The sequence below is a fragment of the Mycobacterium sp. TKK-01-0059 genome (assembly GCF_000709305.1).
Classification (GTDB): Bacteria; Actinomycetota; Actinomycetes; order Mycobacteriales; family Mycobacteriaceae; genus Mycobacterium; species Mycobacterium intracellulare.
Genome location: NZ_KL446993.1, coordinates 3428681 through 3455213, shown reverse-complemented (window position 1 = coordinate 3455213; position 26533 = coordinate 3428681). Strand labels below are relative to the sequence as shown.

The 26533-nt window shown below is 68.0% G+C and carries 18 protein-coding genes and 1 tRNA gene; 6 read left to right on the top strand and 13 right to left on the bottom strand.

Going from position 1 to position 26533, the window contains the following annotated elements; translation table 11 throughout:
• Window positions 1-9: 9 nt before the first annotated feature.
• Both K883_RS16520 and K883_RS16515 read left to right on the top strand, forming a co-directional pair.
• Complete coding sequence (locus K883_RS16520; RefSeq protein ID WP_008255157.1) at window positions 10-1575, top strand: glycoside hydrolase family 13 protein; 1566 nt, start codon at window positions 10-12, stop codon at window positions 1573-1575.
• Between the two features lie 87 nt (window positions 1576-1662).
• Window positions 1663-2679 (top strand): hypothetical protein, encoded by a 1017-nt coding sequence (locus K883_RS16515; protein WP_008255155.1) that lies wholly within the window; start codon window positions 1663-1665, stop codon window positions 2677-2679.
• Between the two features lie 68 nt (window positions 2680-2747).
• Here the strand turns inward: K883_RS16515 and K883_RS16510 are convergent, their stop codons facing one another.
• From K883_RS16510 to K883_RS16490, 5 genes are all read right to left on the bottom strand, one after another.
• Complete coding sequence (locus K883_RS16510) at window positions 2748-3419, bottom strand: hypothetical protein (protein ID WP_008255153.1); 672 nt, start codon at window positions 3417-3419, stop codon at window positions 2748-2750.
• Entirely contained in the window at window positions 3407-3820 is a 414-nt protein-coding gene (locus K883_RS16505) for an acyl-CoA thioesterase (RefSeq protein WP_008255151.1), read from the bottom strand. Before K883_RS16505 ends, K883_RS16510 begins: the two co-directional genes overlap by 13 nt.
• Window positions 3817-8667, bottom strand: coding sequence for an NAD-glutamate dehydrogenase (locus K883_RS16500; protein WP_036454988.1), 4851 nt, complete (start codon window positions 8665-8667; stop codon window positions 3817-3819). The genes K883_RS16505 and K883_RS16500 overlap by 4 nt, the downstream gene beginning before the upstream one ends.
• 78 nt (window positions 8668-8745) lie before the next feature.
• Window positions 8746-10422, bottom strand: a complete 1677-nt coding sequence (ettA, locus tag K883_RS16495; RefSeq protein WP_008255146.1) for an energy-dependent translational throttle protein EttA — start codon at window positions 10420-10422, stop codon at window positions 8746-8748.
• 77 nt (window positions 10423-10499) lie between these two features.
• Window positions 10500-10970: a single-stranded DNA-binding protein gene (locus tag K883_RS16490; RefSeq protein ID WP_008255143.1), complete on the bottom strand. Its 471-nt coding sequence runs from the start codon at window positions 10968-10970 to the stop codon at window positions 10500-10502.
• Window positions 10971-11094: 124 nt separating this feature from the next.
• On the opposite strand from K883_RS16490, the gene K883_RS16485 reads away from it, so the two are divergent.
• On the top strand, window positions 11095-11355 hold the full coding sequence (locus K883_RS16485) for a Txe/YoeB family addiction module toxin (protein WP_008255141.1): 261 nt from the start codon (window positions 11095-11097) through the stop codon (window positions 11353-11355).
• Here the strand turns inward: K883_RS16485 and K883_RS16480 are convergent.
• From K883_RS16480 to K883_RS16460, 5 genes are all read right to left on the bottom strand, one after another.
• On the bottom strand, window positions 11352-13427 hold the full coding sequence (locus K883_RS16480) for a bifunctional copper resistance protein CopD/cytochrome c oxidase assembly protein (protein ID WP_008255139.1): 2076 nt from the start codon (window positions 13425-13427) through the stop codon (window positions 11352-11354). The genes K883_RS16485 and K883_RS16480 overlap by 4 nt on opposite strands.
• Window positions 13428-13455: 28 nt before the next feature.
• Window positions 13456-15810: a glycerol-3-phosphate 1-O-acyltransferase gene (locus K883_RS16475; RefSeq protein ID WP_008255138.1), complete on the bottom strand. Its 2355-nt coding sequence runs from the start codon at window positions 15808-15810 to the stop codon at window positions 13456-13458.
• Complete coding sequence (locus K883_RS16470; protein ID WP_008255136.1) at window positions 15807-17582, bottom strand: HAD-IB family hydrolase/lysophospholipid acyltransferase family protein; 1776 nt, start codon at window positions 17580-17582, stop codon at window positions 15807-15809. The genes K883_RS16475 and K883_RS16470 overlap by 4 nt, the downstream gene beginning before the upstream one ends.
• Window positions 17579-19048 (bottom strand): WS/DGAT/MGAT family O-acyltransferase, encoded by a 1470-nt coding sequence (locus tag K883_RS16465; RefSeq protein WP_008255135.1) that lies wholly within the window; start codon window positions 19046-19048, stop codon window positions 17579-17581. The genes K883_RS16470 and K883_RS16465 overlap by 4 nt, the downstream gene beginning before the upstream one ends.
• 145 nt (window positions 19049-19193) lie before the next feature.
• On the bottom strand, window positions 19194-20441 hold the full coding sequence (locus tag K883_RS16460) for an esterase LipQ (RefSeq protein ID WP_008255134.1): 1248 nt from the start codon (window positions 20439-20441) through the stop codon (window positions 19194-19196).
• Window positions 20442-20627: 186 nt separating this feature from the next.
• On the opposite strand from K883_RS16460, the gene K883_RS16455 reads away from it, so the two are divergent.
• The 3 genes from K883_RS16455 (at window position 20628) to K883_RS16445 (ending at window position 22987) form a co-directional block, all read left to right on the top strand.
• Window positions 20628-20701: transfer RNA gene (locus K883_RS16455), tRNA-Arg, on the top strand.
• 687 nt (window positions 20702-21388) lie between these two features.
• Window positions 21389-21799: a hypothetical protein gene (locus tag K883_RS16450; RefSeq protein ID WP_036428676.1), complete on the top strand. Its 411-nt coding sequence runs from the start codon at window positions 21389-21391 to the stop codon at window positions 21797-21799.
• 417 nt (window positions 21800-22216) lie between these two features.
• Entirely contained in the window at window positions 22217-22987 is a 771-nt protein-coding gene (locus tag K883_RS16445; protein WP_008255130.1) for an enoyl-CoA hydratase, read from the top strand.
• A gap of 17 nt (window positions 22988-23004) precedes the next feature.
• Here K883_RS16445 and K883_RS16440 read toward each other — a convergent pair whose 3' ends face one another.
• From K883_RS16440 to pdhA, 3 genes are read right to left on the bottom strand one after another with little or no spacing between them, the layout of a single operon-like run.
• A complete protein-coding gene (locus K883_RS16440; protein ID WP_008255128.1) occupies window positions 23005-24186 on the bottom strand; it encodes a dihydrolipoamide acetyltransferase family protein in 1182 nt (393 codons plus the stop codon).
• Window positions 24183-25238 (bottom strand): 3-methyl-2-oxobutanoate dehydrogenase subunit beta, encoded by a 1056-nt coding sequence (gene bkdB, locus K883_RS16435; protein ID WP_014711123.1) that lies wholly within the window; start codon window positions 25236-25238, stop codon window positions 24183-24185. Before bkdB ends, K883_RS16440 begins: the two co-directional genes overlap by 4 nt.
• A gap of 9 nt (window positions 25239-25247) precedes the next feature.
• Window positions 25248-26330, bottom strand: coding sequence for a pyruvate dehydrogenase (acetyl-transferring) E1 component subunit alpha (gene pdhA / locus K883_RS16430; RefSeq protein ID WP_014711122.1), 1083 nt, complete (start codon window positions 26328-26330; stop codon window positions 25248-25250).
• Window positions 26331-26533 lie beyond the last annotated feature (203 nt).

The window sequence follows — 26533 nt, the reverse complement described above, 5'->3', positions numbered from 1 at the left end:
CGGAGCAGCATGAGCCCGGCAGCGTGGTGGTCGAGCGCGGTGTTCTATCAGGTGTATCCGCGGTCGTTCGCCGACAGCGACGGCGACGGCGTCGGCGACCTGGACGGGGTGACGGCCCGCCTGGATCACCTCGAGCAGCTCGGCGTGGACGCGATCTGGCTCAACCCGGTCACGGTCTCCCCGATGGCCGACCACGGGTATGACGTCGCCGATCCGCGCGACATCGACCCGTTGTTCGGCGGGATGGCGGCCATCGAACGGCTGATCGCCGCGGCGCACCGGCGGGGCATGAAGATCACCATGGACGTGGTGCCCAACCACACCAGTTCGGCCCATCCGTGGTTCGCCGCGGCGCTGGCCGCCGGGCCGGGCACCGACGCGCGGGAGCGGTATTTCTTCCGCGACGGCCGCGGCGCCGACGGGGAGCTGCCGCCCAACAACTGGACCTCCGTCTTCGGGGGCCCCGCCTGGACCCGGGTGGTCGAACCCGACGGTCAACCCGGCCAGTGGTACCTGCACCTGTTTGACACCGAGCAGCCGGACCTGAATTGGGAGCACCCGGACGTCTTCGACGATTTCGAGAAGACGCTGCGCTTCTGGCTGGAACGCGGCGTGGACGGCTTCCGCATCGACGTGGCGCACGGCATGGCCAAGCCGGCCGGCCTGCCGGATGCGCCCGACGTCGAGTCCAAGGTGTTGCACCACACCGACGACGACCCGCGCTTCAACCACCCGAGCGTGCACGACATTCACCGCGACATCCGCAGGGTGATCGACGACTACCCGGGGGCGGTGACCGTCGGCGAGGTGTGGGTGACCGACAACGCCCGCTGGGCGGAGTACCTGCGGCCCGATGAGCTGCACCTCGGATTCAACTTCCGGCTGGCGAGGATCGAATTCGACGGCGCCGAGATCCGTGACGCGATCCAGAACTCGCTCGCCGCCACCGCCCTGCAGGACGCCGTCCCGACCTGGACGCTGTCCAACCACGACGTCGGCCGGGAGGTCACCCGCTACGGCGGCGGCGACCTCGGCCTGCGCCGGGCCCGCGCGATGGCGATGGTGATGCTCGCCCTGCCGGGCGCGGTGTTCATCTACAACGGCGAGGAACTGGGGCTGCCCGACGTCGAGCTGCCCGACGAGGTGTTGCAGGACCCGACGTGGGAACGCTCGGGACACACCGAGCGCGGCCGCGACAAATGCCGGGTGCCTATCCCTTGGTCGGGCGACGAGCCCCCGTTCGGTTTCTCGTCCTGCGCCGAGACCTGGTTGCCGATGCCGAAGGAGTGGGCGGCGCTGACCGTCGACAAGCAGAGCGCCGATCCCGACTCGACGCTGTCGTTTTTCCGGCGCGCACTCGAATTGCGCAAGCGTCGCGTCGAGTTCGACGGCGACGGTGTCGACTGGCTGGACGCCTCCGGCGACGCGGTGATCTTCCGGCGTCCCGGCGGCCTGGTGTGCGCCCTCAACTGTGGCGCACAGCCGGTGCCCCTGCCGCCGGGGGAACTCGTCCTGGCCAGCGCGCCGTTGCTGGACGGGAAACTCCCCCCGGACTCCGCGGCCTGGCTGGCGTAGCCGGTTCGGGCCTCACGGCCCGAGTCCCGGTGGGCGTTTCGCCGCGCACTGCTCTATATGTGGTGCATGACTTCCTACGCGTGGGCAGTGATCGGGGCCGGGCCGGCGGGCGTCGCCGCGGTGGGGAGGCTGCTGGATCACGGCGTCGCGGCCGAAAGGATCGCGTGGATCGATCCCGCCTTCGCCGGCGGCGACATCGGGCAAAAGTGGCGGTCGGTGTCGAGCAACACGCACGTGGGTCTGTTCCTCGAATACTTCAACGGCTCCAAGTCATTTCGGTTCGACGAAGCGCCGCCCCTGCCGCTGCGCGAAATCGACCCCCAGGAGACGTGCGCGCTGGGCCTGGTCGCCGAGCCGCTGGTGTGGATCACGGGGCAGCTTCGTGAGCAGGTCGCCACCTTCACGACGACCGCGACCGCGCTGTACCTGGAAAACCGGCGATGGCGCATCGAGACCGAACAGGACGACATCGTGGCCACCAACGTGATCCTGGCCGTCGGGGCGGTCGCCAAGAAGCTTCATTACCCCGAGCTCGACGAGATTCCGGTGGAGGTCGCCCTCGATCCCGAGAAGCTCGCGCGTGAGCCGCTGCGGGGTGCGACGGTCGGCGTGTTCGGCTCGTCGCACTCGTCCATGATCGTGCTGCCGAATCTGCTGCGCCATCCCGTCGAGCGGGTGATCAACTTTTACCGAAGCCCACTGAAATACGCTGTGTACTTTGCGGATTGGATCCTGTTCGATGACACCGGGCTGAAGGGCCAGGCTGCGGTGTGGGCGCGGGAAAACATCGACGGGGTGCTGCCGGACCGATTGGAGCGATGCCTGGTATCGGCGCCGGAGTTCTCCGGGCAGCTGGCCCGGTGTGACCGGGTGGTCTACACCGTCGGCTTCGAACGCCGGCGATTGCCCGAGACACCGCAGTTTGGGCAACTGGACTACAACCGCACCAACGGAATCCTTGCCCCCGGCCTGTTCGGGGTGGGGATCGCGTTTCCGCAGTATGCGCAAGACCCCTACGGGTATGGGCAATTCCGGGTAGGGCTCAAGAAATTCATGGACTACCTGGATGCCGTGCTGCCGCTGTGGCTGAGTTACGGCCCCTGATGTCCGCGGCCGCTGGACCGCCGACGCCGCGTTAAACTCAGCCTGATTTCGTTCGCCAAACCGGGGCGTCAGCCCAGCAGCAACGCCGGGTCGCCGCGGCGGCGATACACCGAACCGAACCGGGCGTCCAGGCGCAGCCACGTCGGCGTGATGCGGACCCGGATCAACTCCTGGGCGTCGACGGCATCGGGCGACTGCGGCAGGAAACCCATCGCGGTCAGCGCGAACACGCAGCGCATCGGCAGCCCCACGTGGACGTCGGCGGCACTCACCTGGATGACCTCCTGGTCGAGCAGCGACACCGGCGGGCCGTGAGAACTGCTGTGCTCCTTGGCAAGTCGCGCGCCGCTTTGGGCCAGACCGAGCACCACCTTGGCCGGGATGTCCTCGATGTGGGTGAAGCCGGATTCCGGGGGCAGGCCGCCCCGCCACGCCGAGTCCATCGCGAATCCGGGATCGACGTAGCCCGAGTCGTCCATCGCGGCCAGGCCGCGCGCCAGCGCGTCCGCACCCACGGACAGGTCCGAGGGCCGGACCTCGCCCGGCACCACTCTGCTGGCCAGCACGTCGAAACCCGTTGCGACCCAGGCGGTCAGAAGCCCGTCGGATCGGGTCCGCAAGCGGATGATCGCCGCATCGTCGAGTCGCAGCGCGCGCTCGAGGAACGCGGCCAGATCCCGGCGGTGCTCGGCCCGAAACTGCGCGCCCAGCCACAGGCCGCGGTCGGCTACCTGATCCACCGCTGCAGATACTCCCGATGCTGCGGCGAGAGCCGCACCAGCCGCTCCTCCTCGATGTGGACGGCGGCCAGTTGCGACTCGGCGATGACGGCGGGCTTCGAGTCCGGATCCGCGTTGACCGAACGCACTTCGTAGCCCAGCGTGAAGTCGACCGCCCGCAACCGCTTGGTCCACATCGTCACCTGCAGTGGAGAATCGGCCAGCCGAAGCTGACCCTTGTAGGTGACCTTGACCTCGGCGATGAGCAACCCGATCGTCAAGATGTCGACCTCGAACGCCTCGCGCAGGAACTGCACCCGCGCCTCTTCGAGGATGGTGACCATGGTGGCGTGGTTGATGTGCTGGTACATGTCGATGTCCGACCAGCGCACCAGCACGGGCGCGACGAAGCCGATGCTCAACTCGATGAACCTCTTCCGCTCGTGCGGGTCATGCGACGGATTTGTCGCGCGGCGACGGACAACGTCGCGAGATCCTTGTCCCCGCTTTCCTGGATCTCGAGGAGCGTCCGTCGGGCCCGCTCGACCCTGGACGCGGACAGGTGCTCCCACTCGGCGATCTTCTCTTCACCGCTTTCGTCGGGCTCCCCCACGGCGAGCACATCGAAGCACAGCGACCGCAGCGAGGCGTAGATGTCGTCACGGATTGCCAAGCGCGCCAACGAGTGCCAGCGGTCCCTGCGGGGCAGCTCGGAGACTGCCGTCAGCAGGCCGTCGGTGCCGAGCCGGTCCATCAGGGCGAAATAGGTGTCGGCGACCTCGGCGGCGTCGATGTCGTTGATGTCGCCGATGTCGATGATGTCGAGCAGGCTGAAGTGGTAGAGCCCGGCGGCCACCGTGTAGGCCAGGTCTTTGGGCGCGCCCTGGGAGGCGAATTCCGCGGCTTCGGATTCCACGATGGCCTTGTCGTCACCGCGCAGCCATTCCGACATCCGCGGCGTCAGCGCCTTCACTTTGGCGGCGAACCGGTTGATCTCGGCGCCGACCGCCAATGGCTGTGGGCGGTAGTTGAGCAGCCAGCGTCCGGCGCGGTCGATCAGGCGTCGGGTGTCCAGGGTGAGCCGATCCGACAGGGCGACCGGCAGATTCTCCGCGCGGATGCGGCGCCAGATCTCGCTCACGCCGAAGATGGCGTCGGTGGCGACGTAGGTGCGCACCGCGTCTACCGACCCGACCCCGACGTCTTCGGTGATCCGGAAGGCGTAGCTGATGCCGGCGGCGTCCACCAGGTCGTTGATCAGCATGGTGGTGACGATCTCGCGGCGCAGCTGGTGGGTGCGGATCTCGCCGGTGAACCGTTCCCGCAACGGTTTCGGAAAGTACAGGGGCAACCGGGACGCGAAGACGTCCTGTTCGGTCAGTTCGGTTTCGAGCATCTCCTCTTTGAGCCCCAGCTTCACGTGCGCCATCAGGGTGCACATCTCCGGTGAGGTGAGCCCGATGCCGGCCTCGGACCGCCGCTGAATCTCCTTTTCCGACGGCAGTGCTTCGAGTTCCCGGTTGATGCCACGCTCGTCGACCAGGTACTGGATCAGCCTGGCGTGCACCGGAAGCAGGCTGGCCGCGTTCGCGCGGCTGGTGCCGATCAGGTCGTTCTGGTCCTCGTTGTCGGTGAGCACCAGTTGGGCGACCTCGTCGGTCATCGACTCCAGCAGCGGCTTGCGTTCCTCCGGCTTGACCTTGCCGGCGGTGACCAGGGAGTCGATCAGAATCTTGATGTTGACCTCGTGGTCGGAGCAGTCCACTCCGGCCGAGTTGTCCATCGCGTCGGTGTTGATCCGGCCGCCGGCCAGGTCGAACTCGACGCGGCCCAAGGCGGTCACCCCGAGGTTGCCGCCCTCGCCGATCACCTTGGCGCGAACCTGAGAACCGTTGACCCGCACCGGATCGTTGGCGCGGTCACCGACGTCGGAGTCGGATTCGGACTCGGCCTTGATGTAGGTGCCGATCCCGCCGTTGAACAACAGGTCCACCGGCGCCTGCAGGATGGCCTTGATCAGGTTGGGCGGGGTCATCTCGGTGACGTCATCGCCTGAGCCGTCCAAGCCCAACACGTCGCGGACCTGGGGGCTGACCGGAATGGACTTGTGCTCCCGGCTGTACACCCCGCCGCCCTCGCTGATCAGCGACGTGTCGTAGTCGTCCCAGCTGGAGCGCGGCAGCTCGAACATCCGCCGGCGTTCCTCCCACGAGGCCGCGGCGTCGGGGTCGGGGTCGAGGAAGATGTGCCGGTGGTCGAAGGCGGCGAGTAGGCGGATGTGCTTGCTCAGCAGCATGCCGTTGCCGAAGACGTCGCCGCTCATGTCGCCGATGCCGACCACGGTGAAGTCCTCGGTCTGGGTGTCGACGTCCATCTCCCGGAAGTGTCGCTTGACGGCCTCCCACGCGCCCTTGGCGGTGATGCCCATGGCCTTGTGGTCGTAGCCGACCGAGCCGCCGGACGCGAACGCGTCGCCCAGCCAGAAGCCGTAGGACTTGGCGACGTCGTTGGCGATGTCGGAGAACGTGGCGGTGCCCTTGTCCGCCGCCACCACCAGGTAGGCGTCGTCACCGTCGCGACGGATGACTTCCGTTGGCGGGTTGACCTTTCCGGTCGCGTGGTCGACGTTGTCGGTGACGTCGAGCAGGCCGGAGATGAACAGTTGATAGCAGGCGACGCCCTCGGCGCGGGTGGCGTCCCGGTCGGCCGCGGCGTCCCCGGTGGGCAACGGTGGCCGCTTGACGACGAATCCGCCCTTGGCCCCGACCGGCACGATGACCGCGTTCTTGACCGCTTGCGCCTTGACCAGACCGAGGATTTCGGTGCGGAAGTCGTCGCGACGGTCCGACCAGCGCAGGCCGCCGCGGGCCACCGGGCCGAACCGCAGGTGCACGCCTTCGACCCGCGGCGAATAGACGAAGATCTCGTACTTGGGGCGCGGCAACGGCAGCTCGTCGACCAGCTGGGCGTCCAGTTTGATCGCGAGCACGTTGCGGGCCCGGGCCGAACCCTCGCGTGTCACAAAGTAATTGGTGCGCAGGGTCGCCTGCACCAGCGACGCGAAGGCGCGCAGGATGCGGTCGGTGTCCAGACCCACCAGGGCGTCGATGTCGGCGGCGACCGCGGCGGCGGCCGCCTGCGCGTCACGGCCGGTCGAGGAACTTGGGTTCGGGTCGAACAGCGCCTCGAACAGCGCGACCAGGGACCGCGCGGTCGACGGGTGTTCGTTGAGCACCGATTCGATGTAGGACTGGCTGTAGGGAAAGTTGGCCTGCCGCAGGTACTTTGCGTAGGCGCGCAAGAGCACGACCTGTTGCCAGCGCAGCCCCGCGCGCATCACCAGCTCGTTGAAGCGGTCGATCTCGAGGCGTCCCTGCCAGATCGCGGTGACGGCGTCGGCGAATCGCTCGGCCATCTCGTCGCGCTCGGCTTGCGTCGAGGCCGACTCGATGGTCGGGTGCGGCGATATCTTGAACTGATAGATCCACACCGGCAGCCCGTCGGAGCGGGTGACCGTGAACGGCCGCTCCTCGAGCACCACCACGCCCATGCTCTGCAGCATCGGCAGCAACTGGCTCAGCGAGGCGGTGCGCCCGCCCAGGAACCAGGTCAGCTGGGCGGATCCGTCCTCGCCTTCGAGGAACACCAGCTTGACCGAATTGTCGTGCAGCTCTTTGATGATCGCGATGTGATCGATGGCGTCGGCCGGGGTGACGGCCTGCTTGTAGACCTCGGGAAAGGCGTCCGCGTAGTACTCCGCGTCGGCGTGCCCGACGGAGCCTTCGGCGGCGGCGGCGATCAGCCGGTCGGTCCAGGTGCGCGCCGCTTCGCTCAGCATGCCCTGGATGCGGATCCGGTTGTCCTCGGAGACGTCGACCGGTGTGGCGTCGGGGTCGTCGGAAGGCAGGCGAACCATGAAATGCATGAGCGCCCACGGTGATTCGCTGACCCGCGCGGTGAATTCCAGCCGCGTGCCGCCGAATTCGTGTACCAGGATGTCTTCGATCTGCAGCCGCACCGCCGTGGTGTAGCGGTCGCGGGGCAGATACACCAGGCAGGAAACGAAGTACTGGAGGCGGTCGGCGCGCAGGAACAACAACGCATTTCGCTGCGGACCCAGATCCACCACCGCTTTGGCCATCGCCAACAACCGTTCGGCGCTCAGCGTGAACAGTTCCGAGCGCGGAACGGTTTGGATGACGTCGAGCAGCAGCTGGCCGGGGTGGATCGGGTCGCTGTCGGCCATCGCCAGCGCCTCGCGGACCCGGCGCGAGATCGTGGGGATCTCCAGGACGTCGGCGTTCATGGCGGCAACCGTGAACAGCCCGACGAAGCGGTGCTCGAGCACGCCGCCGTCGGCGTATTCGCGAACGGCGATGGCGTACGGGTAGGCGCCGTAGCGCAGGTAGCTGCCCACCACGGATTGCGCCAGGACCAGCAGCCGGTCGTCGTCGGTCAGCCGGGGGCGCGAGCCGGTGCGGGTGCGCAGCACGCCGAGCCCGGGCGTCCCGTCACCCGAGACGCGGCCGTCGTGCACGTGGCAGCGTTGATAGCCGAGCAGCAGGAAATTCCCGTTGCCCAGCCAGCGCAGCAGGGCCGCGACGTCGTCGCGGTCCGGCGCCGAAAAGCGGTCTTGCGCGTTGGCTTCGACCTGGGCGGCGAGGTCGTTGAGCGCGGCGATCAGGTCCGATGCGTCGCTGGCGACCTGTTGCACGTCGGCGAGAACCCGGGGCAGCAGCCGCTCGACCTCGGTGAGCCCCTTGCTGTCGACGGACGGCAGGAGCTGCACGTGGATCCATGCCTCGCCGGCGTATTGCGATGCCCCCTCGGGCTTCGCTTCGACGCTGAGCAGATCGCCGGCGGGGTTGCGGTGCACGTCGAACACCGGCGTCATGATCGCCGTATAGGGAACGCCGAGCCGGTGCAGCAGCACGGTGACCGAATCCATCAGCATGCCGCCGTGGTCGGTGACGACCTGCAGCGCCGGCCCGAACCCGGCGGGGTCCTCCGCGGGGTAGACGGCGACGCGGCTCTCGCCGTCGGGGCGGTGCTGGCCGAGCCGGTAGTGCGCGCTCAGCATGGCCGGGGTGACGATCGCCGCCGGGACCGTCAGGTCAATGGGCCTGGTCTCCGCGCCGCCGGACTGGTCGCTATGGGGACCGCGATAGCTCTCCACATAGGCTTTCGAGATCCACTGGGGAATGTCCTGCTGCTGGGTGAAGGTCGTCCATGGCTCGAGGTCCTGTTTGGCTCCGGGATCGATCGTCATGCCGACTGCTCCCAACTGGCGACGGTTGTCACTGCGCTCAAACGCCCCGTTCCCGCGCGGCGGGGGGCAGAGCCGACACTAGTCGCGCGTCAGCTTGCGGTGGGTCACTCTGTGCGGCCGCGCCGCCTCGGCGCCGAGCCGTTCGATCTTGTTTTCCTCGTATGCCCCGAAGTTGCCCTCGAACCAGAACCACTTGGCCTCGTTGTCGTCGTCACCCTCCCACGCGAGGATGTGGGTGCAGGTGCGGTCCAGGAACCACCGGTCGTGCGAAATCACCACCGCGCAGCCGGGGAACTGCTCGAGGGCGTTCTCCAGCGAGCCCAGGGTTTCGACGTCGAGGTCGTTGGTGGGCTCGTCGAGCAGGATGAGGTTTCCGCCCTGCTTGAGCGTCAGCGCGAGGTTGAGCCGGTTGCGCTCGCCGCCCGAGAGCACGCCGGCCGGCTTCTGCTGGTCTGGTCCCTTGAACCCGAACGCCGACACGTAGGCCCGCGACGGCACCTCGGTCTGGCCGACGACGATGTGGTCCAGCCCGTCGGAGACGACCTCCCAGACGTTCTTCTTCGGGTCGATGCCCGCGCGGGTCTGGTCGACGTAGCTCAGCTTGACGGTCTCGCCGACCTTGACCGTGCCGCTGTCCGGCTCCTCGAGACCGACGATGGTCTTGAACAGCGTGGTCTTTCCGACGCCGTTGGGGCCGATGACCCCGACGATGCCGTTGCGCGGCAGGGTGAACGACAGGTCCTTGATGAGGGTGCGTCCGCCGAAGCCCTTGTCAAGGTGCTCGACCTCGACCACCACGTTGCCCAGCCGCGGACCGACCGGGATCTGGATCTCCTCGAAGTCGAGCTTGCGCGTCTTCTCGGCCTCGGCGGCCATCTCCTCGTAGCGCTGCAGCCGTGCCTTGCTCTTGGCCTGGCGCGCCTTGGCCCCGGAGCGCACCCACGCCAGCTCCTCGGTCAACCGCTTCTGCAGCTTGGCGTCCTTGCGCCCCTGCACCGCGAGCCGTTCGGCCTTCTTCTCCAGGTACGTGGAGTAGTTGCCCTCGTACGGGTAGGCCCGGCCGCGGTCGAGTTCCAGGATCCATTCGGCGACGTTGTCCAGGAAGTACCGGTCGTGGGTGACCGCCAGGATCGCGCCCGCATACGAGGCGAGGTGCTGTTCGAGCCACTGCACGCTCTCGGCGTCGAGGTGGTTGGTGGGCTCGTCGAGGAGCAGCAGGTCGGGCTTGGACAGGAGCAGCTTGCACAGCGCGACGCGGCGGCGCTCACCGCCGGACAGGTTGGTCACCGGCTCGTCGGGCGGCGGGCAGCGCAGCGCGTCCATGGCCTGCTCCAGCTGCGAGTCGAGGTCCCACGCGTCGGCGTGGTCGAGTTCTTCCTGCAGCCGGCCCATCTCCTCCATCAGCTCGTCGGAGTAGTCGGTGGCCATCAGCTCGGCGACCTCGTTGAAGCGGTCGAGCTTGACCTTGATCTCGCCCAGGCCCTCTTCGACGTTGCCGCGAACGGTCTTCTCCTCGTTCAGCGGCGGCTCCTGCAGCAGGATGCCGACGGTCGCGTCGTTGGCCAGGAAGGCGTCACCGTTGTTCGGCTTGTCCAGGCCCGCCATGATCCGCAAGACGCTCGACTTGCCGGCGCCGTTGGGCCCAACGACGCCGATCTTGGCGCCTGGATAGAAGCTCAACGTGACGTCGTCCAGGATCACCTTGTCGCCGTGCGCCTTGCGGACCTTCTTCATCGTGTAGATGAACTCAGCCATGCCGCGGTTGTGCCTTTCTGGTCTTGCGGGTATCGGGGGGATCCCCGCGGACCATCCTAGGCACCGCCGGGCGACGGCTAAGCCGAGAGAGGCAGTCCGTCACCGCCCGTGCCGTCGTCGGCCTCGGTGGTGTCGCCGTCGGCGTCCGCGGGTCCGCTCGCTGCGGTGGCATCCGCGGTGGTCGGACCGGTGTATCCGGGTTTCTCGATCCGGACGATCGCGCGCGACACGTCCGGCCCGACGGAGGTCGCCCGCATCTCCAGTGACGAGCGACGGTTGCCGTCGCGGTCTTCGTACTCGCTGGTGTAGACGTGGCCCACCACGATCACGGGTGCGCCCTTGCCCAGCGCGGCCCCCACCCCGGTGACCAACTTGCCCCAGCAATTGACGTTGATGAACAGCGAGTTGCCGGGCTCCCAGCCGCCCTCGGCCGTGCGCCGGCGCGAATTGCTGGCGACGCGGAATTTCATGACCTCCTGGGTGCCGACCTGCCGTCGCTCCGGGTTGTTGACGATGTGGCCGACGACGGTGAGCGGTGTTTCAAACATGGGTTGATCCCTTTCGATTGCGTTTGTGGCTATGGCTGCCAGTAGGCGCGGCGGCACCGACGGCTCGACGGGACAACGGGCGCCGGCCCACCCGCCCTGTGGACGAAACCGTGACTGTGGATCGATGCTGATGTCCGCCGATGATTGGAAGGCGTGGAACGACTACCTGCACTGGCAGACGGCCGACCGGGCCGTGCTCAAGCGGATCAACAAGCTCATCGCGGAGGCTTGCCGGTCGCCGCAGGCGGGCATCGGCAAGCCTGAGCCCCTGAAATACGGGCTCGTCGGCGCCTGGTCTCGGCGAATTACCCAGGAACACCGGCTCGTCTATCGGGTCGTCGGCGATGACCTGCAGATCCTCCAGGCCCGGTTTCACTACACCTAGTCGGTGGCGGATTCCTCGCGCGCCGGTCCCGACCCCTCGCGCTGCGCCAGCCGGCTCAGCATCGCGTTGTAGGCCGCCAGCTCGGCGTCATCGTCGCGGTCGGCGGCCCGGTCCAATCGTTTGGCGGTGCGACGGTCGCTGCGCGCCCACTGCACCAGCAGCGCCAGCATCACGATCACCAGCGGAAATTCCCCCGCCGACCAGGCGATGCCGCCGCCCAGCCGCTGGTCACCCAGCAGGTCGGTGTGCCAGCTCAGACCCAGCGAGCGGTAGTAGTCGGCGCCGAGCACCTTCTTGGTGCCCATCAACACCACCCCGAAGAATGCGTGCAGCGGTAGCGACGCGAACACCACGGCCACCTTGGCCAGCGGCGGGATCGGTCGCGGCGTCGGGTCCACCCCGATCACCACCCAATAGAACAGGTAGCCGCTCAACAGGAAGTGCAGGTTCATCGCCAGGTGCCCGGCGTGACTGCTCGCGGTGATGTCGAAGAGGTTGGACAGGTACAGCCCGTAGAACCCGGCGACGAACAGCACCGTGGCCACCACGGGGTTGGTGAGGAATCGCGAGAAGCGACTGTGCAGCCCGGCCAGCAGCCACTCCCGCATGCCCGGCGGATCTTGGTGGCCGGATGAGCGCCCCGCCGCGGGCAGCGCCCGCAACGCCAGGGTGACCGGAGCGCCCAACGCCAACAGGATCGGCACCAGCATCGACAGGCACATGTGGACCACCATGTGCATGCTGAACATCGCCGGCATGTAGCGCCCGATTCCCGAGGACGTCACGAACAGCAACGCCAGGCAGCCGAGCAGCCAGGACACGGTCCGGCCCGGCGGCCACCTGTCGCCGCGCCGGCGCAGCCGCACCAGGCCTGCCACATACAGCGCGGCGAGGACGATGGCCGCGGTGCCGAAGATCAGATCGAAGCGCCAGTCGAAGAGAATGCGTGCCACGGTCGGGGGCCCGTCGAAGTCATAACCGATCTCGGCTTCGGGGACCGACGGCAGCCGGGCCGGCGGGGGCGGCGGCGCGGTGCGGCTCAGCCCGACGGCGATGCCGAACGTGAGGCCGAACAGCGCGGCCTCGAGCAGCGCCAGCCTGGCCAGCGCGGCGCGTGCCCGCGACGGGCTCGGATCCGCCTGCAGCGCAGCCACACTCACGCGCCGCTGGCGCCAGCCGACGCCACCCAACAGGCACAGCGCGACGAACTTGGCGACCACCAGGCGCCCATAACCGGTGCTGAGCAAATCGCCGGGCTGGACCCGCACCAGGGCGTTGACCAAACCGCTCAACGCCATCGCCACCCAACACCACAGCGCGATCGACGAGAAGCGCCGCGCCGCCAGGCCGGTGTGGGCGCCGCCACGCAGGGCGTGGGCGAGCAAGGCGAGCAGGCCGCCGGCCCACAGGCTGGCGGCGACCAGGTGGATCAGCAGGCCGTTGGTGGCCAGGTCGTGCGAGCCGCCGGCCGACGAATGACCGGTCAGGCCGAGCGGGATGAGCGTCAGCACCGACGCGGCGAGCAACACCGGCGTCCACGACCAGCGCAGCACCGACAGGCTCGCCACCGTGATCACGGCGGCCAGGATCGCGGTCCAGCGCCAGGCCGAGGCGGTGGCGATCAGACCCGCCAACGACCAGATGCGCGCCGGGCCGATGTCGACGACCGCGCGACCGGACACGTCGGAGATGGTCAGTGGGACCAGTAGGGCCGCACACACCGCCCACACCCCCGACGCCACCGTCCCCAACCGCAGCGCGCGGTAGCCGTCGGCGTCGAGGACGCCGCTGCGTTGCGGCGGCACCAGGAAGGCGGCGAACAGGAACGACCCGACCGCCAGGACCGCGGCGATCTCCCCCGCCGCACGAACGAACGGCAACCCCAGCGTGGTCACCGGGCCCGGATCGGGCAGGCCCGTCGCGGTCAGCGCGCTTGCCAGCGAGAGCGTCCCGATCCCGGCGGCCGTGCAGCCCGCCAGGGCCGCGACGCCGGCCAGCACCGGCCACACCAACGCGCGGCGCTGGGACGGGGCAGCGGTCGGGGCCGTGCCGGCCGGCGGGGCGACGGTCATACACCCAGGGTATGGGCGCGGGTGCCGGCTACCCGGGTCGGCTGCCCAGCCGGTCCTGACGCGCCTTGAGCTCGCGGGCCACGAACTGATCCCGGGCAATGCGTCCGACGTAGTTGGAGTCCCGGAGAATGTCGCGCAATTCGCGCAGGAAGGCGGCTCGCCGTTCGGCCAGGTCCGGGGCGGGGCCGATCAGGTCCTGATCCTCGACGACCTGGCGCGCGGTGGCGAACAACAGCGTCGACACCGATTCGCTGCTGCGGACCCGGGTCTGGGCCACATATTGTCGACCGACGCCGAGCGCCAAGTCGGTCAGTTCCTGGTGGCCGATGCCGGCCGGGGCGTCGCGCAGCACGTCGGCGACGATCTCGTAGGCCTCGAAGAACACCCGCAGCATCGCGTCGGCCATCAGCGGACGCTTGGCGAACAGCAGGGCGTCGATCTCGTCGCCGCCGGCGGCGACGTGGGCTTGCCAGTTGTCGTGCCACGCCATCTCTTCGGCGATGTGGTCCCGGAAGGTCGCCGAGTCCGCGAAATAGAAGTCGAACTTCAGCAGATCGCGCAGCCGCGTCGCCTGGGCCCAGAACGCCGCCATGCGGTCGCCCTCGGCATGCCTGGCGTGGGCCAGCGCGAGCTCCACGATCGAGGTCTCCAGGAACGCGTGGATCACCGAGTTGCGGTAGAACGCGGCGGCGTGCTGGTGTTCGGGCGCGATGTGCCACACCGGCTCCCGGCCGCCGTCGACCCGGGTGATGGGGTGCCCGTTGGACAGGGCGTCGACCGCCGCCCGGACACCGTCGTGCGAGCGCAGGCGCAATGCGCTGGTGGACATCGGATTCTGTTTGCGTTCCAGATAGTCCAGCGAGTCCTGCAGCGTGTGGTGCAGCTGGCCCAGCGTCAGCGCCGCGCCGCGCGTGGTCAACAGCAGGGCGCACACCAGACCGGTCGCCGTCACCGGTGTCGCCTGCAGGATCCGCCACGCGACTTCGAACGACATCTTCTGCAGGGCAAGCCGCTTGGCGTCCGGGTCCTGTGTGAGCGGGCCGTGCGGGGCGCCGAGGTACTGGCGCATCGACACCGCTTCGGGGAACCGGACGTAAATCTTGCCGTAGTTGCGTTCGCCCTGCGCCCTGATGAAGTTGTACAGCCAGCCGACGCCCTCCGGGGTCTTCTCCCCACCTCGGGCGTAGGCGGCGTATTCGGCGGTCTCGTGCAGCTGGTCGAAGCTGATCGAAACCGGTTGCAGCAGAATGTCCTCGCTGCGGCCATCCAGGTACGCGTCGGCAACGTAGGCCAGCAGACCGAGCTTGGGCGGCAACATCTTTCCGGTGCGCGAGCGGGTGCCCTCGATGGACCAGCTCAGGTTGAACCGCTTTTCGACGATGTAGCCGACGTATTCGCGCAGCACGTACTTGTACAGCTGGTCGTTGCCGATGTTGCGGCGGATGAAGATGACACCGGAACGCCGCAGCAGTGGCCCCATCGCCCCGAACGACAGGTTGATCCCGGCGAAGACATGCACCGGCGGTAACCGGTTCTCCTGCATGGCCACCGGCACCACGGCGCCGTCGATGTAGGACCGATGGGAAAACAACAGCACCGCCGGGTGGGCTTCCAGGCCGGTGCGCATCGCGGCGACCTGATACTCGTCGTAGTCGATCTCGGGATCGAACCCGCGGCTGATCATCCTGCCGAGCACCGAGACCAGGTCGACCGACGCCCTGCTCCACCCGGTGGCGAGTTCGTCGAGCATCTTCCCGGCCTCGTCGACGGTCGCGCCCGGAATCTTCGCCAGGCCGGCGCGAAACCGGTTGGACGCCAAGATCTCCGGCTTCACCAGCCGTGGCGACTTGTACTGCGGCCCGAGGATCCGGTACTCGACGCGTTCCATCGCCAAGATCGCGCGGCGGATCACGAATTGGGCGAAGTCGCTCTTGTCGTCGCCGACGGTGGTGTCACGCCACTGCCGGCGGAGTTCGGAGACCGTGGCCGATTCGCCGGCCACCACCCGCGCCCGCTGGGGAGCGCCGCGCAGGATCTGGGCCTGCATGCGTTGGTTGGGGTGGTAGGGGTCCCGGCCGGGCAGCAGCCCCGTCAGCCTCGCGAGCCGCCCGCGATCCGGCGGGGGCAGCCAGAACACCCGCACCGGCACGATCGAACGGTCCTCCCCCGACTCAAGCTGCTCGGCCAAGAACGTCATCGCTTCGGGCGGCGCGTTGAGCGCGGGCAGCGTGACCAGGTCGAAGTTCGCGCCCGGATGGTCGGAACGCTGCTGATCCAGCCACGTCGTGACCAGTTCCATTTCGATCGGCGAGGCCATCGAGGCCAATACCAGCGAGTCGGTTTCGGCGAGGATGGCGCTGGTATCTGCCGCCGGTTCGGTCACGGACGCCCTCGGGGCGGCGATTCCGGTGATTCGGCGCCGACGGTTCCGTCCGCGGCGGGCTGTTGCACCTCACCGTCCTTGAGAGCAACCTCGGATGCGTTCGGATTCGCCGTGGGCGCAGCCTTTTTCGCGCGGGACTTGCTCGCCGATTTGGCCGGGGCCTTTTTCGCTGCGCCCTTTTTCGCGGTGGTCTTCTTGGCGGTGGTCTTGGTGGCGGTGGTCTTGGTGGTCCGGCTGCGGGCTTGGGCGGCCGCCTTCTTTTCGGCGTACAGGTCGACCTCGGGCAGTTCGCCGACCGGCCAGTTGGCGAGCGTGTCCAGATACAGCTGACGCACCTCCTCGATGCGCTCGGGGAGCGTGTCAACTGTCCAGTCCTGCACCGAGATCGGAGGAAAGACCGCGACGTCGACCGTGCCGGGGTTGATGATGGCCGAGTTCCTGGCGGCAACGAGCTCGGCATTGCGGATCACGATCGGGACGATCGGAATGCCCGCGGCCATCGCGAGGCGGAACGGCCCCTTCTTGAACGGACCGACCTCGGTGGTGTCCAGGCGGGTGCCCTCCGGGGCCATCAAAATGGAAAGCCCGTTCTTGGCCCTCTCCTCGACCGTGCGCATCGTCTCGAGCGCGGAGGCCGAGTCGTCCCGGTCGATGAACACCCCGTCCAATGCCTTACCGAGCAGGGCCATGATCGGGTTCTTCTGCAACTCCTTCTTGGCCACGGCGACCCAGTTATCGTTCACCAGCGCGCCGGCGATGACGGGGTCAACCTGGTTGCGGTGGTTGTAGATAAAGACGGCCGGACGCTGCGCGGTCAGGTTCTCTTTCCCGACGACATTGAGATGCACTCCGGTGGTCGCGAGCACCGTTTGGGAGAACACGGAGGTGAAGAAATTGGCGCCGCGCCGCCGGCTTCCGGTCAGCACACCCATCGCCACCGCGCCGGCCCCGACGGGGACGATCGAGCCGAGCCCGGCCAGCGTGCGCACCTGGCGCCGCAGGCCCACCGGACCGCGGCTGCTGAACCGCAGGATCGGCCAGCCGCGGCGCTTGGCCACCGCCGCCATCTTGCCTTCGGGATTCGTCGGCCGCGGATTGCCGACCAGATACATCAGCGCGACGTCCTCGTCACCGTCGGCGTAGAAGTAACTGTCCTTGAGATCGATGTCGTGCTCGGCCGCAAAGCGTTGCACCGCAGCGGCTTTGCCCGGACCCCACAGGATCGGCTTCTGGACACCGCCGGTGAGTATGCCGTCTTCGGTGGTCTCGAATTTGTTGGTGAGCGTGTTGGGGATGCCGAGGAACCGCGCGACCGGATTGACCTGGATGGTCAGCGCCGACGAGCTGAGCACCACGGTGTGCCCGCGGGCCATGTGGGCGCGCACCAGCTCGCGCATCTCGGGGTAGATCCGCGACTCGATGCGCTGGACGAACAGCCGCTCGCCGATCTCGTCCAAGTCGTCGATCAACCGGCCCGCCAGCGCCGCGGCGGCCTTGCCGATGAGGTCCTCGAACTCGATGCGCCCCAGGGTGTGGCTCAGGCCGGCCTGGACCATGCCGAGCAGTTCTCCCACGCCCATGTCGCGGCGCAGCAGCCGCTCCTGGGTCAGGATGACCGCGGTGAACCCGGCGACCAAGGTGCCGTCCAGGTCGAAGAACGCGCCGATTTTCGCGCCGGCGGGGCTGGCCATGATCTCGGCCACCGAGCCGGGCAGTCGCATGTCCGCCCCGGTTTCCGGGGTGTCGTCGGCCCCCCCTTTGGATGCGCTCATGAGCCCGACGCCGATCGAGACGACACGGCCGACTCGGTGAACGAGGCGGGGACCGCGCGCGGGGGCGGATCACCGGCCAGTGCCAGAATTTCGTCGAAACCGTCGAGCAGGCACTGGGCGAACAGCGCGTCGTTGCGTACCGAGGCCCTGTCGTAGCGCACGGTGATGGTGCACCACCCGCCACGCGAGATCAACACCACCATCATCGCCACGCCCGGCAGCGGGCCGATACCGTACTGCCGCAAGACTTTTGCGCCGGCGAGGTAGGTGTCACCCGGAAAGACGGGCAGATTGCTGGCCTGCACGTCCGAACCGATCACCGAGCCGGTGAGGCCTTCCAGCACGGCGGTGGGCAAGACGCTGAGCACCGGCGCAAAAGAACCGATGATGTTCATCGCGGGCTCGTCGCGGCGCTGGGTCATCTGCGCGCGGATCTTCTTCATGCGGGAGACCGGGTCGACGGTGCCGATCGGGGCGGCCAGGTTGACACCGGTGAACCGGTTGCCGCCGGCGTTGTCCGCTTCGGCCCGAAGGTTGACCGGCACCGCCATCGGCAGCGTGCTGATCGGCACGCCGAACGCCTGGTGGTAGCGGCGCAAGGCTCCACACAGCCCGGCGAGGTAGGCGTCGTTGATCGATCCGCCGCCGGCTTTGGCGGCCTTGTGCAGGTCGGAGAGCGGGATGTCGATCGCCTCGGTGCGGGTGGTCAGGCTGCGCCGACGCAGCAGCGGCGACGGCTCGGCGGCCCGGTTGAGGACCCGCATGCCCGACATGGCGTATCCGACGATTCCCGAGACGGTGGCCGCCGGTTCCAGCACCGCTCGCCCGGCCGCCGACACCGCCCCCGACAGCGCGCCCAGGACGCCGCCGACCACCGCGAGCGGGAGGTGGTTAATGCCTTGGCGCATCAGGTCATTCGACGTCAGGTCCTGCGGGATGGGCAGCGGCAGTGTCGGCTTCGCGGGCGGGTCGCGCTCGAGGTCATAGATCTCGGCGAACATCTGGACCCCGCCGACGCCGTCGGTGACGGCGTGGCTGACATGCAACAGGGTCGCCGCCTTCCCGTCCGCCAAGCCCTCGACCAGGGTGGCCGTCCACAGCGGCCGGGAGATGTCCATCGGTGATTGCAGGTTGACCTCGGCGAGGTCGAAGACGTCACGCAGGGTGCCGGGTTCGGACACGCGCACCCGGCGCACATGGAAATCCAGGTTGAAATCGGGATCGACCACCCAGCGCGGCGCCGCCGTCGGCAACGTCGGGACGACGACCTTCTGCCGCAGCCGCAGCACCCGCCGGGAGGCGTTTTCGAACCGGGCCCGGAACTGCTGCCAGTCCGGTGTGGTGTCCAACAGCTCCAGCGCCATGATCCCCGAGCGGGTACGGGGATTCGCTTCGCCCCGGTGCATGAGGTAGTCGACCGGCCCAAGCTCGTCGGACAGTTTGATTGCCTCGACGGACTCAGTCATGGTCATCAACTCGACGAACCAACCTTGTCACCGTCGATCACGCTCCCGCCTTGGTCCGCGAACCCTGATGGTCACCACAACGCTAGTCGGGTTACCCCCCTGGTGAAAGGAGATGCGAGGACTGCAGCGCGCGCTCAGCCGGCCGTCAGCTGGCGGAAGTGGCCGACAGCGGCAGCGAATCCAGGACCGAGCTGACGCGCCGCCCGTAGACGACACCCAGGAAGTCGGCGACGGCGTCGGCGGCCAGCCGCGACCGAACCGTCGGGGTGATGTCGAAAGCGTGATGCGCGTTGGCGAGTTCGGCGTGCGCCACCGTGGCGGCACCGGCCCCGCGCAGCGCCGCGCAGAAGGCGCGGGCCTGGCCACTGGGAACCAGTTCGTCTTTCTCGCCGTGCAGCACGAAGAACGGCGGCGCGTCGGGGTGCACATAGGAAATCGGCGACGCCGCGGTGAACCGCTCCGGCTCGTCGGCGTAGCGGGCCTTCACGACGAACTGCTCCAGGAACGGCAGCATCAGTTCGTGCATGTTGTCGAAGTCGGTGAAGTCGTAGACGCCGTAGTAGGGGGCGACCGCTTGGACGGTGGTGTCGGCGTCTTCGAAACCGGGCTGAAAATCGGGGTCGTTCGGGGTGAGCGCCGCCAGGGAGGCCAGGTGCCCGCCCGCGGACCCGCCGGTGATCGCGATGAAGTCGGGGTCGCCGCCGTAGTCGGCGATGTTCTCCCGGACCCACGCGATCGCCCGCTTGACGTCGATGAGATGCGCGGGGAAGGCGCTGCGCGGGCTCTTGCTGTAGTCGATCGACACGCAGATCCAGCCCAGTTGAACCATGCGGCTCATCAGCGTGTAGGCCTGCGGGCGCCTGCCGTTCAGCGCCCATGCTCCGCCCGGCACCTGGATGAGCACGGGCGCCCGGCACCCGGGGGCCAGGTCGTCGCGCCGCCAGATGTCGAGCAGGTTGTCGCGGCCGCGGGGGCCGTAGGAGATGTCGGAAGTCTGTGCCGCATACCGGCGGTGGGGCCCGGGCCTGCCCAACAGGCCACCGCGGGGGGTACATACGGTCCCGACGGTGGTCGGGTGGCATACCTGTTCACGGAAGCCGGGGCCGAAGGCCTCCTCGAGCGCGGTGGTGAGGGTTTGATCCGCCCGCTGGGCGGCCAACGTCTTGCCGACCCGTCCGATCGACGGATGCGCGACCCGCGACAGTGCGTGACCGGTGACGACGTGGGGCGGGAACTCGGTGAAGAGCCAGCCGGTGAAAAAGCCCAGCGCGAGTGGGCCGCCTCGCAGCAGCAGGCTGCCGGCCCGATAGGCGACTTTGGCGTCGGCCGCCAGGCGTGATGCCTGGGCGCCGGCCCACGAACAGCGCGAAGTCAGGTCACTGGCCACGCTCATGACAACGTCACCCCTCGACGTCAGGCACACGCCTCGCTGCGGTTAACGGCGGATTGCCGGCCGATGTTGTACGTGTGTCGAGGTTCATCACGATAACCGATAAACGCGGCGCGGGAAGGCTTTTCGTGCGCGTGGCGGCGGGGAATCGGGCCGGGGGGTGCGGTTGGATAGACTGACCTGCACATTGCCTCCGTAGCTCAGGTGGATAGAGCAAGGGCCTTCTAATCCCTAGGTCGCAGGTTCGAATCCTGCCGGGGGCGCGGGCAGGCAAATCCGCGGGCGGCGCAGGGAATCCCGCTACGTCGGGCAGCACGTGACGACGGGGTGGCCCCCGCCTTATAGCGCAGGTGATCAGCAGCCGACCGGACCGCCGCCCGCCGGGCAGGTGGGTATGTCAATGGGTAAACAGCTCACCGACGTCGTTGAGACGGCGAATGCGAGGACCAGCGCGAACAGAACTTTTCCCCCTGGTCATAATGGGAAAGCGTGCGCCCGGGCGGCATTCCCCGCGGCGTGTTTGGCAGAAACGGCAGAAACTCCCGCAGGAGCCGGGAGTGACCAAAACCTGTTGCGCCACTTGTCGTTGTGAGGTCAGCGGGCCGCGACGTACTGCCACCCCGCTTCTCGCTTTCGAATCAGCGCGGGATTGGGCGGGGCCGGTCGCGTCACGCGTCGCCGCACCCGGTCGGACACCCGCTCGATTGGCGCGGTGATGCAGGTCACGGCGCAATTTAGGGGGAAAATCAACGGCCACAGAACGCACCGTTAGAACCGGCGGTAATGGCTATTCGGCCCGGCCGCATACCAGCGGACGCCCGGGCTTGGTCAAAGTGACTATCCAAAGTTTGCAGATTCAGTATTCTGGGAACAGCGTGTCGTGACGAGCAGTTGACGCCCTCGGGGAGATCATTAGTTAGGGCGTCTTCTCTTCGAGGGGTTGGCGATATATGGCGTCAAATGACTGGCAGCCGGTAGTCCGTGTCGGAGAGCCGAGGTTCATAGCCGGCGTAGGAAGTCGCATCAAAGTCGAAGTGAAGACCAGGGGCTGGCTGAGCCGAGATTGGCGATGTTACTTCGGATCTCAGGTATCACAGCAGCAACTCGACGCCCGGTATTCCTCATATCCGTGCTGGGACGAAGTCCAGCGGATCGAGGGCTCCTGCTCGGAGAATGACGCGGAGCGCTACATCGAAATGATCGACGCGGCAATCCATTACGCCAATATTAAGTTGCGTAGCAATGCCATGCCGAGGACCGTCATCCAGGGGGCGGGCTTCGATCAGCGGGCGTGTGCGGTGCGTGAGCGTCAAGCCGAACTCGACGAGCTGGCCAAGAAATTGGCGAAACCGGAGTCCTAATCTTCCGCATGTCCGCCTGGGTCCCAGGGCCCAATGGCCGGGCAGGTCATGCGTTTGCGCAGGTCATTCCGGAAATTGGACGAAGAGTCCCAGAAGTTGCAGATAACGTTTTCATAAACACAGCATTAGTTGTAGATTCCGACTTCCCTGTCGCACCGGCAAAGATTGGCGCGTCGCACCGCTCCGGGGCCCGGCGAACTCGGCTCGGCGGTGAATGGCGTTCAACCACCGAGACGTCCAAAGACCGATCGCCGATGTTCTTTGTAGCGCCCTTTCTCCCGCGTCCGTCGGTAATCGCGCTCACACCGGCCGAGCCGGGCAACCGGCGGCGCAGTACCCTTACCTCGCCCGTCACTCCGCCGCCGAACGAACCGGCGGGCAGGCGGTCCCGCAAACCCCAAGCCGGAGGTGCCCGACATGGCCCAGTCCGATCTGGTGTTGCTCGATATCGACAACCGCGTCGCGCTCATCACGGTCAACGATCCCGACCGCCGCAACGCGGTGACGGCCGAGATGTCGGGTTTGCTGCGCGACGCCGTCGAGCGGGTCGAAGCCGATAACGACGTGCACGCGGTGGTGGTCACGGGGGCCGGCAAGGCGTTCTGCGCGGGAGCCGACCTCAGCGCCCTGGGCGCCGCCGGCGGCGGGGCGGCCGAGACCGGCCTGCAGCAGCTGTACGACGGCTTCATGGCCATCGGTAGTTGCCGGCTGCCCACCATCGCCGCCGTCAACGGGGCGGCCGTCGGCGCCGGTCTGAATCTGGCCCTGGCCGCCGACGTGCGCATCGCCGGACCCGCGGCGCTGTTCGATGCGCGGTTCCAGAAGCTGGGGCTCCACCCGGGCGGCGGTGCGACGTGGATGTTGCAGCGCGCGGTCGGACCGCAGGCCGCCCGCGCGGCCCTGCTGTTCGGCATGCGCTTCGACGCCGAGGCCGCGGTGCGCCATGGCCTGGCGCTCAGTGTCGCCGACGATCCGGTGGCCGCGGCGCTGGAGCTCGCCGCCGGGCCGGCGACCGCGCCGCGCGAGGTCGTGCTGGCGACCAAGGCGACCATGCGCGCCACCATCAGTCCGGGTTCGCTGGACCACGAGCAACACCAGCAAGCCATGCGCGCCGAGCTTGGGCCGCAGGCGCACTCGATCCAGTCACCCGAATTCGCACAGCGATTGGCCGCCGCGCAACGCAAGTAGCCGGCCGAGGTAGAGGGTCACAAATCGAGCAGCGCGATTTCCGGTGACTCAATCAGATCCCGTAACTCACAGACGAATTGGGCCGCCTGTGCGCCATCGGCGATGCGATGGTCGAACACACAGGTCAGCGACATCGTCGGGCGCACCACGATCTCGGCGCCGAGGGCCACCGGTCGCGGCTTGATCGCTCCCATCCCGAGGATGGCCGCTTCGGGGTGGTTGATCATTGGTACGCCATCGTCCACACCCAACGCCCCAAAGTTCGAGACGGTGAACGTCGAGCCCCGCAACTCACCCGGCGTCAGGGTGCCCGCACGCGCGCCGGCGATCAATTCTGCTGCGCGAGCGGCCAATTCTCGGGTGGTCTTGGCGTGGGCGTCGGCGAGGACCGGGACGAGCAGACCGCGTTCGGTGGCCGTGGCGATGCCCAGGTGCACTCGGTGTTCGACGCGCAGCTGCGGACCCTGCGGGGACTCCACCCAGGCCGAATTCAGGATCTCGTTGTGCCGCAACGCCATGACCAGCAGCCGCAACGTCAGCACGAAGGGTGTGATCTGCTGGTCCGTCGCGCCGAGTCGATCGGACAGCCGCATCAACTCGGTGCAGTCCACCTCGACGGTGACCTTCGCCGCCGGAATCTCCTTGTGCGACAGGGCCATTTTCTCCGCCATCCGGGCCTGCACGCCACGAACCGATCGGACATCGGCGCCGTTCCCGGTCCCGCCGGCCGCCGACAGCACATCCTCGCGGGTGATGACGGCACCGGGGCGGTGCGGTAACGAGGCCAGGTCGACCATCAAATCTTTGGCCAGTTTGCGCACCGGAGGGGCGGCCAGCGGGCGGCCGCTCCGCCGGCTGCTGTCGACGCCGGCATCGGCGCCATAGCCGACCAGTGTGGGCGGCGCCGTTTCAGCCGCCGGTGGGTCGTCGCTGCGCGGTGTCGTGTCGATCTGCACCAGCACCTCCCCCACCTTGAGCACATCGCCTTCGGCACCGTTGGTTTCGACGACCCGTCCGGCGTGCGGGCTGGGGATCTCGACCTCGGCCTTGGCGGTCTCCACCGTGCACAACACCTGGTTGAGCTCGACGTCGTCACCCACCGCGACGTTCCAATGCGTCACCGTCACCTCTTCCAGCCCCTCGCCGAGGTCGGGGACCCGAAACGGCTTGACCCGCTCCTGCGCGGACGGGGCGCTCACGGCTGTTCCAACGCGCGCTCGACGCAGTCCAGCAGCCGGTCGGGGCCGGGCAGCCACCACTTCTCCAACCGCGCAGGCGGGTAGGGGGTGTCAAACCCGCACGCGCGCAACACCGGCGCCTCCAGCTCGTAGAACATCTCCTCCTGGATGCGGGCGGCCAGCTCCGCGCCGAACCCCAGGCTGCGGGGTCCCTCGTGCATCACCACGCAGCGCCCGGTCCGGTGGATCGACGCGGCGACGGTGTCGAAGTCCAGGGGCACCAATGAGCGCAGGTCGATGACCTCCAGGCTCCAACCGCGTTGGCGCTGAGCCTCTTCCGCCGCGCCCACGGCGGTGCCGACCAGGCTGCCGTAGGTCACGACGGTGACATCGGTGCCCGGACGGCGCACCATCGCTCGCCCGATCGGTGGTTCGGGCCGGGAGGCGTCGACCACGCCGCGGCCCTGGTAGCGCCGCTTCGGTTCCAGGTACATGACCGGATCCGGGCAGGCGATCGCGTGGCGCAGCAGCCAATACGCATCGGCGGGGCTGGAGGGCACCACCACCTTCAATCCGGCGGTGTGCGCCCAGTACGACTCGGTGGAATCCGAATGATGCTCTGCGGCACCGATTCCCCCGAACGACGGGATGCGGACGGTCACCGGCATGTTGATCTCGCCGCGGGTGCGGGTGCGGTACTTGGCCAGGTGGCTGACCACCTGGTCGAAGGCCGCATAGGAAAACCCGTCGAACTGAATCTCGGGCACGGGCACGAATCCGCGCAGCGCCAGCCCCACCGCGATCCCGATGATGGCGGACTCCGCCAGCGGCGTGTCGAAGCAGCGGCTCTCGCCGAACGCCTCGGCCAGTCCCTCGGTTGCCCGGAACACCCCACCGGCGACGGAGACGTCCTCGCCGAACACCAACACCCGGTCGTCGCCGGCCATCGCGTCGTGCAGGGCGCGGTTGAGCGCCTGGACCATGGTCAGCGACTGCGCACCGAGGGCAACGTTTTCCACTGCCGCCGTGAGTGTTTCGTCGTGGCCGGCGGGACGATCAGCGAGCTGAGTCATTGACGCCTCTCAATCGCTTCGGTCGAGTTCGGCCCGCAGCTGCTGTCGCTGCGCCTGCAGTCCCGGCGTGATTTCGGCGTACACCGAGGTGAACACCTCGTCGATGTCGAAATCGGGCGCATCGACCACCCCGTCGCGCAATTCGGTGCGCATCCGCTGTGCGCGGCCAATGACCCGTTCCTCCAAGCGTTCCGACCACAGGCCCTGGGCCCGCAGGTAGGAGCGGTACCGCGCGATCGGGTCCAGCGCCGCCCAGTGATCGACCTCGTCCTGCGTCCGGTATCGACTCGGGTCATCGGAGGTGGTGTGCGGGCCCATCCGGTAGGTGATCGCCTCGATCAATGTCGGGCCGCCGCCGGCGCGGGCACGGGCGGCGGCCTCGGCCGTCACGGCGTAGCAGGCCAAGACGTCATTGCCGTCTACCCGGACTCCGGGCATGCCGTAGCCAATCGCCTTGTGCGCCAGCGACGGTGCGGCGGTCTGTTTGTGGATCGGCGTCGAGATCGCCCACTGGTTGTTCTGCACGAAGAACACACAGGGCGTGGTGAACACGGCCGCGAAGTTCAGCGCCTCGTGCACGTCTCCCGTGCTGGTGGCGCCGTCACCGAGAAAGGCCAGCGTCACCGAATCTTCGCCCAGCCGTTGCGCTGCCATCGCGGCGCCGACGGCGTGCAGGGTCTGGGTGCCTATCGGGATCGAGAGCGGGGCGCAGCACTTTTTGGTGAATTCCAGGCCGCCGTGCCAGGTACCGCGCCACACGGCCCCGACGTGCCCCGGCGGGATGCCGCGCACCAAAAAGGCGCCCAGCTCGCGGTATTGGGGGAACAACCAGTCGGTTTTGCGCAGGCACGCCGCCGCGCCGATCTGGGCGGCCTCCTGACCGCGGCACGACGCAAAGAGCGCCAGTTCGCCTTGGCGCTTGAGGTTCACGAATTCGGCGTCGAGTTCCCGGGTGATCACCATCAGCTCGTAGAGCCAGCTCAGCGTCTCCGCGGGAAGGTCGCGGCCGTAACGGCGTTCGGATGTCGGCGAGCCATCGGCGGCCACGAGTTGGACCGGTTCGAGGTCGACCGCCATGGCCATCGAAGACATCTGCGCCACACCGCCTCCCTCGCTGGGTGCCGCGTGGCCCCGCGAGCCACAGCGGGTCACAGCAAACGGTCAGCCGAGACCTACCGCGAGCGGAAGTCGATCGCCAGCTACACGAAAGGCTTCGCTCGCCGCGACACTGGCGTATTTCCCATTATGCCCTCAAATGAGAAGACACCGCGTTGATTGCGAAGACTGCGGAGCGT

Bases quoted from the DNA above. Each gene is read 5' to 3' on its own strand.
- K883_RS16520 (WP_008255157.1), top strand. From the start codon at position 10: ATGAGCCCGGCAGCGTGGTGGTCGAGCGCGGTGTTCTATCAGGTGTAT.
- K883_RS16500 (WP_036454988.1), bottom strand. From the start codon at position 8,667: ATGACGATCGATCCCGGAGCCAAACAGGACCTCGAGCCATGGACGACC.
- ettA (WP_008255146.1), bottom strand. From the start codon at position 10,422: ATGGCTGAGTTCATCTACACGATGAAGAAGGTCCGCAAGGCGCACGGC.
- K883_RS16490 (WP_008255143.1), bottom strand. From the start codon at position 10,970: ATGTTTGAAACACCGCTCACCGTCGTCGGCCACATCGTCAACAACCCG.
- K883_RS16485 (WP_008255141.1), top strand. From the start codon at position 11,095: ATGCTGATGTCCGCCGATGATTGGAAGGCGTGGAACGACTACCTGCAC.
- K883_RS16480 (WP_008255139.1), bottom strand. From the start codon at position 13,427: ATGACCGTCGCCCCGCCGGCCGGCACGGCCCCGACCGCTGCCCCGTCC.
- K883_RS16470 (WP_008255136.1), bottom strand. From the start codon at position 17,582: ATGAGCGCATCCAAAGGGGGGGCCGACGACACCCCGGAAACCGGGGCG.
- K883_RS16465 (WP_008255135.1), bottom strand. From the start codon at position 19,048: ATGACTGAGTCCGTCGAGGCAATCAAACTGTCCGACGAGCTTGGGCCG.
- K883_RS16460 (WP_008255134.1), bottom strand. From the start codon at position 20,441: ATGAGCGTGGCCAGTGACCTGACTTCGCGCTGTTCGTGGGCCGGCGCC.
- K883_RS16450 (WP_036428676.1), top strand. From the start codon at position 21,389: ATGGCGTCAAATGACTGGCAGCCGGTAGTCCGTGTCGGAGAGCCGAGG.
- K883_RS16445 (WP_008255130.1), top strand. From the start codon at position 22,217: ATGGCCCAGTCCGATCTGGTGTTGCTCGATATCGACAACCGCGTCGCG.
- bkdB (WP_014711123.1), bottom strand. From the start codon at position 25,238: ATGACTCAGCTCGCTGATCGTCCCGCCGGCCACGACGAAACACTCACG.
- pdhA (WP_014711122.1), bottom strand. From the start codon at position 26,330: ATGTCTTCGATGGCCATGGCGGTCGACCTCGAACCGGTCCAACTCGTG.